The sequence below is a fragment of the Bartonella sp. MR30HLJHH genome, assembly GCF_042194195.1.
Classification (GTDB): Bacteria; Pseudomonadota; Alphaproteobacteria; order Rhizobiales; family Rhizobiaceae; genus Bartonella; species Bartonella grahamii.
The window spans coordinates 191,359-201,457 of the sequence record NZ_JBHIMO010000002.1 but is presented as its reverse complement, the minus strand read 5'-3'; the positions used below and the strand labels follow the sequence as shown (position 1 = coordinate 201,457).

Below are 10,099 nucleotides of genomic sequence, written 5' to 3'. Positions count from 1 at the left end.
ATGAAGCAGCATCCAAACTGTAGAGGATGCACTCCAGCCCTCAAAAGAGTGCATCCTTCCCCTCAACGGGATACTGCCCACCCTCATGAAGCAGCATCCAAACTGTAGAGGATGCACTCCAGCCCTCAAAAGAGTGCATCCTTCCCCTCAACGGGATACTGCCCACCCTCATGAAGCAGCATCCAAACTGTAGAGGATGCACTCCAAGCCCTCAAAAGAGTGCATCCTTCCCCTCAGGGGTTTTACTCAACTTTCATCGCATCTCATTCTTATGAACCCTCATTTTTATGAATCTTTGCTAAAAAGCACAAAAAAGAAGTTTGCTAGCAACTATTGTATCACCCATCTTATGGGATTCCACTTCCCTACAGAGCTTTCAAACTTTTTTACACCCTCATAAAATAGAATCTGAAAGAATTCTTTAAGGCAATTAAGGGTAAATTTTGTCAAAATGTAGACAAACTTTATTCTTTTTTATGACTGTTGTATTTTTACTATAGTTATTTAAATCGAATTTATGTATGATCCATATCGATATTTATTTATAGAAATAAATATAGGAGAAAAACTATGAATATCAGATATTTTTTCATAGCGGGGGCAATTACAAGTGGTTTAGCTCTCGCGATTCAAAATTCTGATCGTATAGTCAATAAAGAACCCTCTCCTATTGTTGCACCTTATACTATTGAGAAAACAAATTTACAGTTTGTTAAACAAGTAAGGGACACATCGGATACATTGAATATACTGAGAGTAAATAATAGAAGCGCATCAGAACAAGCATCAATAAACGATATATACGAAAAAGGAAAAAGTTTATTGAATGCAATAGCTGGTTTTTTAGGATCAATTATTATATATTTTATACAATTGGTTTCCGCTAGAGTATAAGATACAAAAATTTCTTAAAATAAGATTATATACATTTTGTGTATATTGTAAAATTTAAATAAAAAGCCCCTTTTAAAATGGGGCCTTTTTTAGTTTAATTTTTCCGATGTTTTAATTTAATTTTTGTTGTGTTTTTATTTTTATTGGCTAAATATCACCGCCTTCAAAAATGACATTTTTTACTTGTCTCACATCTCAAATAATGAGGGCCCTCCCCCTAAGCTCCCCTCATAGCGCTTTAGTCAATGAGGGTCCACAATCCTTTTGTTCTTCTTGTTCTTCTTGTTCTTCCAGTAAATTCCTCTATTTTCAAGAAAATGACCCTGCATCCCCTACGTCATCGGATTTGCTTCCAAAGCTCCATGAAGCAGACTGAAAAACACAAAAATACCATAAATTTTTGTATCAATATCACCATACTAAACCGCTGTTGAAGCTTAACAAGCGCTTCTTAATTGGCAAGGACTGCTTAAAAAGACAAAAACACCTCAAAGGCAAAAGACCTTAACACTGCTCAAAAATGACATTTTTTACTTGTCTCACATCTCAAATGACGCAGGTACTCCCCCTAAGCTCCCCCTCTCATACCACTTTAGTCAATGGACCTTCCCTCATAGCGCTTTAGTTAATAGACCTTCCTTCATACCGCTTGAATAAGCATTTTCTAACAAAAAAAGGACCGTCTTGAAGAAGATAGCAGAATTTATAATCGATTTTTTCTCCCCTATTCTTGAGAATCAAGCCATTTTCAGTCTATTTTTTAAAATCTTGGCTATTATTCTTGATTTTTCGAACACTTTATTTTGCTCTGGTAAGAAAGGTGTGAAAGCGCCTCAATCATGGCGCTTTTCTTCAACAAATAAAGGTGCTTTTCTTCAACAGGAGAATAAACTAATCAATTTTTATATCCATAAACGCGATTTTACCATCTTTAATATAAGTAATATCAGGAGAATATTTTACCCCCTCTGCTTCAAACACGAACTGTTCATCACTCACCCCTTCAAATCCTTGTTCCCTTAATTCTTGTTTTTTCTCCTCGATTAATTTTTTATGAAAAGCGCGTTTTTGATTACACGTATTAGGGGATCTCACTCTGAAAAGCTGATAGTCCATGGCTATAGACCACTTCTCAGCAACCCGTTCCAGAAGATCGTAACTAAACTTTCCTTCCCTTTTCACTTCTTGAGCGATCATTAAAGCGCGTTCCAAATGAACTTTTTCAATGGTTTCATCAAAGCCAAGCTTTTCCCCTGCCGTAAAACTTTCATCATAAGAAGCTAAAGTCTCAACATCGCCCAACAAGGCAAGAGCAGCAAGATGTAGCAAAGCATAAGGTGCGAGCTCTATGTCATCATCCGGTGCCCAAGATAAAGAGTCTTTTTCCCAAGGAGGAAGACTATATTGAGAGCGAAACATTTCATGCAAAGAATCACTTTCCATTGTCCATTTTAAAGTTTTATCGAGTGCTTTCTTTAAACGCTTGGCGCTCACTTTTTCTTCAAAAATTTCCAATCCATTGGGCACAAAATTCATAAATACCGTTGGCACAACCCCAGAATTATGAGGATTGATCGTCTGACAAGCCGCAGCAAAAATACCGCTCATAATTAAAAGTCCGCGATCAAAAGGCGAAAATTCTTCTACTCGTTGCTCGTTATAGAGAAACTGCACTTCGCGATCTGGTAAAAAGAGGGTTGCCAAATAATCTCCCTTTCCCTCGATTTCCACCGACCATCCCAAGCTTTTTAAAAGCCCTGTTGCACTTTCTATCGTGAGAATTTCATCATCATCATAATCGGCAGAGAACTCTTTTTTCTTTAGTTGCAAACGCCTCTCCTGCACCACGGCTTCATCTTTCCAAAACTGCTGCGTTGCAAGATCATTTTCTTTAAGCACTCTTTCCAGCTCGCCTTTCACTTGGAAATTCATTTTCATCCGTTTAAAAACAGAGGTATAAAGAGCTAAAACAAGCATGATAATGATCATGCAAATAATAATAAATACCCAGAACACGGGATCTAATAGAAGTACTGCTATGGGATCACTGTTCATTTTTCCCCTCTCAGTCTTTACAAAGCCCGTGCGACAGAGAGCTTATGTGCTCTCCTACAGAGATTGCTTCTTCTAGTTTCTGAATATTTTTTTGCAACTCACACGTCACTTTGGTGCGAAGCCGTAACATAACCGGAATAAAAATAATGACACAGACCGTTATGGCGACCGTCGTTTTAAAGAGAATGGCATGCACAACATATTGCCACCCTGTCAGCTGCCAATTTAATACATCTGGTATTTCTAGAACCATTCTCCAGATGATAATGATAACAGCAATAACAAAGATCACTTTATAATCCTTTGCTGAGAGCAACGCTTGCTGGAGCGAAAAAGAATGCACTCCTTTATGCGTTTCTTGCTCTGATGCCCAATTTTGCTCCTTCATGTATTCCCCTCTCACTCTTTGAAAAGACCCGTGCGACAGAGAGCTTATTTGCTATCCCACAGAGATTGCCTCTTCTCGTTTCTGGATCTTTTTTTCCAATTTACGCATTATGATGATGCGAAATCCAAATATCACCGGAATCAAGAAAAATGCACAAACCGTTATGGCTTGCGTTATAATAAAAATAATAATATTCGTGGTACCTTGCTACCCTCTTACCTTCCTCACACCTCAAACAGTGAAGATTTTCAAACCGCGCTAATTAGCAACCAATAGTCACAATTCAGTTTTTTTTCAAGAAAATTCTCCTGTTTTCAAGAAAATGACCCTGCATCCCCACTTCAATAGGATTCATTTCAAAGCTTGAATGAACAAGGTACCTAAAAATACGAAAACAACCCATATATCGCGATCACCTGCTAGAAAAACCGTTCTTTTACTTGTCCCACATCTTAAATAATGAGGGCTCTCCCCCTAAGCTCCCCTTCTCATACCACTTTAGTTAATAGGCCTTCCCTCATACCGCTTGAATAAGCGATAATTTATAAGCATTTTCTAACAAAAAAAGGACCGTCTTGAAGAAGATCGCAGAATTTATAATCGATTTTTTCTCCCCTATTCTTGAGGATCAAGCCATTTTTAGTCTATTTTTTAAAATCTTGGCTATTATTCTTGATTTTTCGAACACTTTATTTTGCTCTGGTAAGAAAGGTGTGAAAGCGCCTCAATCATAGCGCTTTCACATCTTTTAAATAAAAGTGCTTTTCTTCAACAGAAGAGTAAACTAATCAATTTTTATATCCATAAATGCAGGTTCACCATCTTTAATATAAATAATATCAGGAGAATATTTTACCCCTTCTATTTCAAGCACGAGCTGTTCATCACTCACCCCTTCAAATCCTTGTTCCCTTAATTCTTGTTTTTTCTCCTCGACTATTTTTTTATGAAAATCTCGTTTTTGATTACACGTATCAGGGGATCTCACTCTGAAAAGCTGATAGTCCATGGCTATAGACCACTTCTCAGCAACCCGTTTCAGAAGATCGTAACTGAACTTTCCTTCCCTTTTCACTTCTTGAGCGATCACCATCGCGCGTTCCAAATGAACTTTTTCAATGGTTTCATCAAAGCCAAGCTTTTCCCCTGCCGTAAAACTTTCATCATAAGAAGCTAAAGTCTCAACATCGCCCAGCAAGGCAAGAGCTGCAAGATGCAGCAAAGCATAAGGTGCGAACTCTATGTCATCATCCGATGCCCAAGATAAAGAGCCTTTTTCCCAAGGAGGAAGACTATATTGAGAGCGAAACATTTCATGCAAAGAATCATCTTCCATTGTCCATTTTAAAGTTTTATCGAGAGTTTTCTTTAAAAGCTGGGCGCTCACTTTTTCTTCAAAAATTTCCAATCCATTGGATACAAAATTCATAAATACTGTTGGCAAAACCCCAGAATTATGAGGATTAATCGTCTGACACGCCGCAGCGAAAATACCGCTCATAATTAAAAGTCCGCGATCAAAGGGCGAAAATTCTTCCTCTCGTTGCTCGTTATAGAGAAACTGCACTTCACGATCTGGTAAAAAGAGAGTTGCCAAATGATCTCCTTTTCCCTCGATTTCCACCGACCATCCCAAGCTTTTTAAAAGCGCTGTTGCACTCTGTATGGTTAAAAATTCCCCCTCATCAAGCGATTCTTTCTTGCTTTTTTCAGAAATTTTCTTATCCCGCATGGATCTTACCCCTTACCTTCCTCACACCTCAAACAGTGAAGATTTTCAAACCGCGCCAATCTGTAACCGATAGTCACAATTCAGTTTTTTTTCAAGCAAATTCCCCTATTTTCAAGAAAATGACCCTGCATCCCCACTTCAATAGGATTCATTTCAAAGCTTGAATGAACAAGGCTCCTAAAAATACGAAAACAACCCATATATCGCGATCACCTGCTAGAAAAACCATTCTTTCCTCACATTTCAAACGATGTAGTAAGTCCCAAACGCTCACTCTAGGCTCTAAACCCCACGGCTCTCATTCTCTTTAATCAATAATGGTCCATAATCGGCTTTTCTTCCCCTCAATGCCATCCTCAACACTGCTCCTTAGAGCAATATTTACGGACACCTCATGAAAGAGCACCAAAACATATCAGAGGCAAAATGGTATAGAGAGCAATCCCTATAAAGGCTGAATCTCTCATAATTTCTTCAATATTTTTTCCCCCTCTCATGACTTCTCAAACACTGTATCCTGTTCTTGCAAGACGCTTTTCAATTCTTTTCTTAAACAACGATACGTTCTCACCTGCTTAAAGACACCATAATAAAGTTGTAAAATCATCATGGGAATAACAGCAACCCACATTGTCACGAACAGAAGCACGAGAACAAATATTGCAACAAAAATATTGTCCATTTTCCACCTCACTTTTTCTTTATACCGATCCTTTTGATCGATTATTTTACCCCGTTGCTGGTTTATTTCTTTCAATTTCCGAGTATTTTTTACCAACAAACGCCACAATATGATGCAGAGTATCAACATAACTGGAAACAAGATCCAAACACACACTGCAATAACTTGCCAAAACGCACACAGAGAGAAAAAGGGGTGTATCCTGCCACCCTGTCCATTCCCCATTGCTACCCAAGGATTGGAAAAAGAAAATCTTGTTCCACAGCTCAAGAGAGAAAATGTTGTACTCTTTGCTATCCAAGGATGAGAGAGAGAGAATCCTGTTCCACAGCTCAAGAAAGAAAATCCTGTTCCATAGCTCAATAATGAGGGAGAGGAAATAAATGACAACATACTCTCGCGCAGAAGAATACTCTTTCCCAAAAAAACAGCACAGTTTATTACAAAATGCTGAATTTTTCCCCTTCATTGCTCTTCCTTTTTTTTTATGAAAAACGCATTTTTTTATCTCATGCTCGCTCTTTTAAGAACCACTAAAAGTGCGATGCATGGCACTTCCCTTGTTTTCAACAAAAAACCCCGACTTTCTAAAAGCGCAGTTGCTCTTCCAAATGATGAAGAGCATCCTCCTCATTACAAACGAAAATAGGCTATCCTCTTTGCCTGATGATTTTCCAACCATCCAATCCCCTCTTCTTGTATCACGAGCTTCCAAACATTGCCTCTTACTCCTCACGATAGCTACAAAAGCGCCTTGTCACTCTCTTTTCTTACACGTTTTAATACCCGTCTCACTCTACAATACGTTCTCACGCGCTTGAAAACAAAATAGTAAAATTCCAAAATGAGCATGACAACACCCGCAGGAAACAAAACTTCCAGCAGAAATATCAACCAAAGGTATGCAATAAAAAAACTGATTATTTTTTCTCTATCCTTTTTTACTGGATTATTTTGTTGATCGGTTGTGTGACCCCGTTGCTGGATAGGCTCTTCTAACAGCTGAATCTTTTTTTTCAACAAATACGTTAAGATGAGATAAAACACCAATAAAACAGGCATCAAGGCAACAACACACACCATGATAACTTCACGCAGCACAAAGAGCGCCAAAAGAGCGCTATCCTGCGATACACTCAACGACCACTTGGATTCTAATGGGATCAAAAGAGCTTTATGACCTATCCCAATAAGGATAGAAATAAGACAAATGATAATATGATCTTTATAAGAACGAAATGATTTTCCAAAAACAACAGAGCACAGTTTGTTATAAAATGTGGAATTTTCCCCCTTCATTTGCTCTTCCTTTTTATACAACTGTTTGTCCTTGACTTTTATAAGGACACGAACAATCTCTCAAGTAAAATTCCGTCCATTGTCGTCAAACAGAACACCCCCAGAGACTCGTATTGTATATTTATGTTGCCAATACTTCAATTTTGCCAATTCACGTGCTTGTTTTAAAAAAATACCTCTCAACACTTCTAAACCAACGCGCGTCCACCCCATTTCATGAACAACACCCATGAAGGGGATAACAGTAGCGCCCCCATGAATATATCCCCTTTACGATAAAATCTATCACCACCATTGTTTCAATAAAAAGTGTAATCCAGCGCCATTCACATACGCCGCCCACCGCATCTACGATAGCCTCACCCTAAGGGGGCTTCTCCCCCCCTACAACCAAACCCACCCCTGCTCTTACAACAGCCATATCTAGGCTTCTACGATAGCCCTTATCCCTTGATAAAAATAGAAGCATTTTTATTCTTTTGTTTTCCGCCCCCCACTTAAGACATAAAAAAAGGAACTTCCATTGATGCGCAAATGATCGCGCAATAAGAGCATTTGAAATAAGAAAATCTTATAACTCTCTTATTCCAATCAAAAAGGATCCATGATCATTATAAATCAAAATATAACGATATCTTCCATTTTTCATTGGGAATCTTGCAAGCCAATAGCTAAGAATATATTCATAAAAAATGCTTCTAAAACAGCAAGACAGCCGCTACTTTTGAGGTCAAGCGTTTTAATATTAATGAAAGCACTAACCTTCTCTTCACGTTTGAGGTGTTGTTTTGTCAACAATCTTGTTAGCATGGATTGATTCTATAACTATGCGGTATCATCACAATTGCTTTTTATGAACAGCATAATGATACGCGTCATTTCACTCACAATTCTTTTTAAGCCTTGCGTTATAGGCTTTTCTGGAAAAGATAAAGGAGAATCCTATTGAATATAGCAATTATTTTGGGGTCTGTGCGTCAACCTTCATTAACAAGAACTTTAGCCAGTTATTTAGCAGATTGCCTCATGAAGCGGGGTGCATCACTTCATTGGGTTGATTTGCGTGAACAGCCCTTACCGATGACAGATCCAGATTATCATCAGCAGGTTGAGGCTAATCCAAGTGCTGCGGTTCGCCAGTTTGTAAAAACCATTGCAGAGGCTGATGGCGTTATTCTAGCAAGCCCCGTTTATCAAGGGTCTTATTCGGGTGTTTTAAAGAATGCTCTTGATAATTTAGCTTATAATGCCTTTTTAAATAAACCTGTTGGGCTTATCTCTCATGGGAGTACCGCCCAAAAATGCACACAACCGTGTGAGCATTTATTGCCGGTGGTGAGCACGCTTTATGGTTATGCACTCCAATGTCAAATCGCCTCTTCCCCCGAAGATTTTTCCTCAGATGATGACGGTCGTACTTGGAAAGTTATCAGTGAAGAGATACAAACACGTTGTGAAAGGCTTGCTGATGAAATGTGTACATTTTTAAAGCACCGAAGTGTGATTTAAAGCAAAAAGGGAGGGGGGATGAAAAAAAAGGGTGCGCACTATCGTTATTTAGTGGTAGGGGGCACAGGGATGCTTGCCCCTTTGTGTCAATCACTCGAGCCGCAAGAAGTGATTATTGCTGCACGCTTTTTTTCTCATAAAGTCCAGCTTGAGGCATTGCACAACAAACAGTTGTGCGTGCCGTTGGATTATGATTGTGCGACATCAAAGGCACAATTTTTAGAAGCTGTGAAGCAATGGCATGATCTAAAATATTGCATATTATGGATTCATTCGCCTGCCCATGCATTTTCTTGCGCATTAATTGAGCAGTTAGCTCTTTTGCCTACACCACCATGTATTCTTCATATTTTTGGTTCCAACACTCATGATCAAATGGTCATCGAGTGCGCGCGCAAAAACAAGGTTGATTTCATCCCCATTCAATTAGGACAAAAAACAACCCCAAAAGGTTCACGATGGCTGACTCATCAGGAGATAAGCCAACAGATACTGGAAGCCATAAAAAATCATATGAATAAACAAAACTTATGATCAATACCTATGCTTTGCAAAGAAGCCGTGCCCCTTCAATCTCTATCCATACCCGAACATCCTCTTGAGTCCCCCCATACTCTTTACATCATAGGCTTTGCGAACGAACAATCCCCCTCCCTGCGCCTCTCAAACAGCATCCTTATATCAACAGCCCCAAAACCAAACGTTTTTACCCTTCTCACACGGGCTTATCCCCCTCTGACAGTTTATGATCTTCACACGGGCTTATTCCCTTCTCACGGGACTTAGACAGCATAATCTTATGGGGCGTTATGTTATAAGGCGTCATGGCATAAAACTTAAAACAGCAAATTGTGTTTAGAATTTTTTGTCTATTTTAAAGCTGACCTTTCTCCCCACACCTCAAAGAACAACGATTTCTACGGAGCGTAAGGTTCCCACAAAAAACTTCTCTTTCAACAGTTCAAATTTTAGCAGGTTCGAGTTGATTTCCCGCTCATAGTCTTCCCGTAATACTCATACTCGACAAGCTTTTTTAAAGAAATTTCAACGCGCTCCTTAAAACAACACTTAAACGTACCAAGAAAGCTTATATCAAAACAGAATTTTATGACGTCATGGGATGATATATTATAACAAACACCATATCAGAACCGAATGAAAATTAGACACCCTTACAGCCAGCATACAAAAAGCACCCTCAATGCTAAGCATAATAAAAAAGTATCGCAATAAACCGAAAAAAAACCGATAAGAAAACACAATTAGCACGCACGCCTGCTTTAAATTCATTTTTACGACAGCAAATAAGAAAACGTAAAATAAAAAACCGTCAACTTTCAAGCCATTAAACTCAAAAAACAAGTGGTGGATTGAGCTAAATTAAAGCCTTATAAATAAAACCCACTGATCATATACAAGATATACCAAAGATACGAAAACCTTCTCTCAAATTTAACGCATTTCACAATCCAACCTTTACGCCTTCATTGGCACCCTCTTCTCCCCAACCGCCCCACAACCCTCACGGCTCTTGATTAAC

Annotated in this window: 11 protein-coding genes; 3 read left to right on the top strand and 8 right to left on the bottom strand. The window is 38.7% G+C overall.

Going from position 1 to position 10,099, the window contains the following annotated elements:
* Positions 1–570 precede the first annotated feature (570 nt).
* Positions 571–894 carry a hypothetical protein gene (locus tag ACFIKR_RS02185; protein WP_375658651.1) on the top strand — a complete coding sequence of 108 codons (324 nt, stop codon included), beginning with the start codon at positions 571–573 and terminating at the stop codon, positions 892–894.
* Positions 895–1,785: 891 nt separating this feature from the next.
* Here ACFIKR_RS02185 and ACFIKR_RS02180 read toward each other — a convergent pair.
* The 8 genes from ACFIKR_RS02180 to ACFIKR_RS02145 form a co-directional block, all read right to left on the bottom strand.
* Positions 1,786–2,949 carry a DUF6990 domain-containing protein gene (locus ACFIKR_RS02180; protein ID WP_375658650.1) on the bottom strand — a complete coding sequence of 388 codons (1,164 nt, stop codon included), beginning with the start codon at positions 2,947–2,949 and terminating at the stop codon, positions 1,786–1,788.
* A gap of 10 nt (positions 2,950–2,959) precedes the next feature.
* Positions 2,960–3,337, bottom strand: a complete 378-nt coding sequence (locus ACFIKR_RS02175) for a hypothetical protein (protein ID WP_375658649.1) — start codon at positions 3,335–3,337, stop codon at positions 2,960–2,962.
* 784 nt (positions 3,338–4,121) lie between these two features.
* On the bottom strand, positions 4,122–5,069 hold the full coding sequence (locus ACFIKR_RS02170; protein WP_375658648.1) for a DUF6990 domain-containing protein: 948 nt from the start codon (positions 5,067–5,069) through the stop codon (positions 4,122–4,124).
* Positions 5,070–5,562: 493 nt separating this feature from the next.
* The gene (locus ACFIKR_RS02165; RefSeq protein ID WP_375658647.1) at positions 5,563–5,751 is read right to left on the bottom strand and encodes a hypothetical protein; all 189 of its coding nucleotides are present in this window, start codon (positions 5,749–5,751) and stop codon (positions 5,563–5,565) included.
* A 46-nt stretch (positions 5,752–5,797) separates the two neighbouring features.
* Positions 5,798–6,220, bottom strand: a complete 423-nt coding sequence (locus ACFIKR_RS02160) for a hypothetical protein (protein ID WP_375658646.1) — start codon at positions 6,218–6,220, stop codon at positions 5,798–5,800.
* A gap of 272 nt (positions 6,221–6,492) precedes the next feature.
* Positions 6,493–7,050, bottom strand: coding sequence for a hypothetical protein (locus ACFIKR_RS02155; RefSeq protein WP_375658645.1), 558 nt, complete (start codon positions 7,048–7,050; stop codon positions 6,493–6,495).
* Positions 7,051–7,110: 60 nt separating this feature from the next.
* Entirely contained in the window at positions 7,111–7,263 is a 153-nt protein-coding gene (locus ACFIKR_RS02150; protein WP_375658644.1) for a hypothetical protein, read from the bottom strand.
* A 432-nt stretch (positions 7,264–7,695) separates the two neighbouring features.
* On the bottom strand, positions 7,696–7,860 hold the full coding sequence (locus ACFIKR_RS02145) for a hypothetical protein (RefSeq protein ID WP_375658643.1): 165 nt from the start codon (positions 7,858–7,860) through the stop codon (positions 7,696–7,698).
* Positions 7,861–7,995: 135 nt separating this feature from the next.
* Here ACFIKR_RS02145 and ACFIKR_RS02140 point away from each other — a divergent pair, with 135 nt between their 5' ends.
* Positions 7,996–8,559, top strand: coding sequence for an NADPH-dependent FMN reductase (locus tag ACFIKR_RS02140; protein WP_375658642.1), 564 nt, complete (start codon positions 7,996–7,998; stop codon positions 8,557–8,559).
* A gap of 18 nt (positions 8,560–8,577) precedes the next feature.
* A complete protein-coding gene (locus ACFIKR_RS02135) occupies positions 8,578–9,093 on the top strand; it encodes a short-chain dehydrogenase (protein ID WP_375635590.1) in 516 nt (171 codons plus the stop codon).
* The last annotated feature ends 1,006 nt before the right edge of the window (positions 9,094–10,099 follow it).

What these genes read in the sequence shown, in the direction of transcription:
- ACFIKR_RS02185 (WP_375658651.1), top strand. Translation starts at nt 571, where the DNA reads ATGAATATCAGATATTTTTTCATAGCGGGGGCAATTACAAGTGGTTTA.
- ACFIKR_RS02180 (WP_375658650.1), bottom strand. Translation starts at nt 2,949, where the DNA reads ATGAACAGTGATCCCATAGCAGTACTTCTATTAGATCCCGTGTTCTGG.
- ACFIKR_RS02175 (WP_375658649.1), bottom strand. Translation starts at nt 3,337, where the DNA reads ATGAAGGAGCAAAATTGGGCATCAGAGCAAGAAACGCATAAAGGAGTG.
- ACFIKR_RS02170 (WP_375658648.1), bottom strand. Translation starts at nt 5,069, where the DNA reads ATGCGGGATAAGAAAATTTCTGAAAAAAGCAAGAAAGAATCGCTTGAT.
- ACFIKR_RS02165 (WP_375658647.1), bottom strand. Translation starts at nt 5,751, where the DNA reads ATGGACAATATTTTTGTTGCAATATTTGTTCTCGTGCTTCTGTTCGTG.
- ACFIKR_RS02160 (WP_375658646.1), bottom strand. Translation starts at nt 6,220, where the DNA reads ATGAAGGGGAAAAATTCAGCATTTTGTAATAAACTGTGCTGTTTTTTT.
- ACFIKR_RS02155 (WP_375658645.1), bottom strand. Translation starts at nt 7,050, where the DNA reads ATGAAGGGGGAAAATTCCACATTTTATAACAAACTGTGCTCTGTTGTT.
- ACFIKR_RS02150 (WP_375658644.1), bottom strand. Translation starts at nt 7,263, where the DNA reads ATGGGGTGGACGCGCGTTGGTTTAGAAGTGTTGAGAGGTATTTTTTTA.
- ACFIKR_RS02145 (WP_375658643.1), bottom strand. Translation starts at nt 7,860, where the DNA reads ATGCTAACAAGATTGTTGACAAAACAACACCTCAAACGTGAAGAGAAG.
- ACFIKR_RS02135 (WP_375635590.1), top strand. Translation starts at nt 8,578, where the DNA reads ATGAAAAAAAAGGGTGCGCACTATCGTTATTTAGTGGTAGGGGGCACA.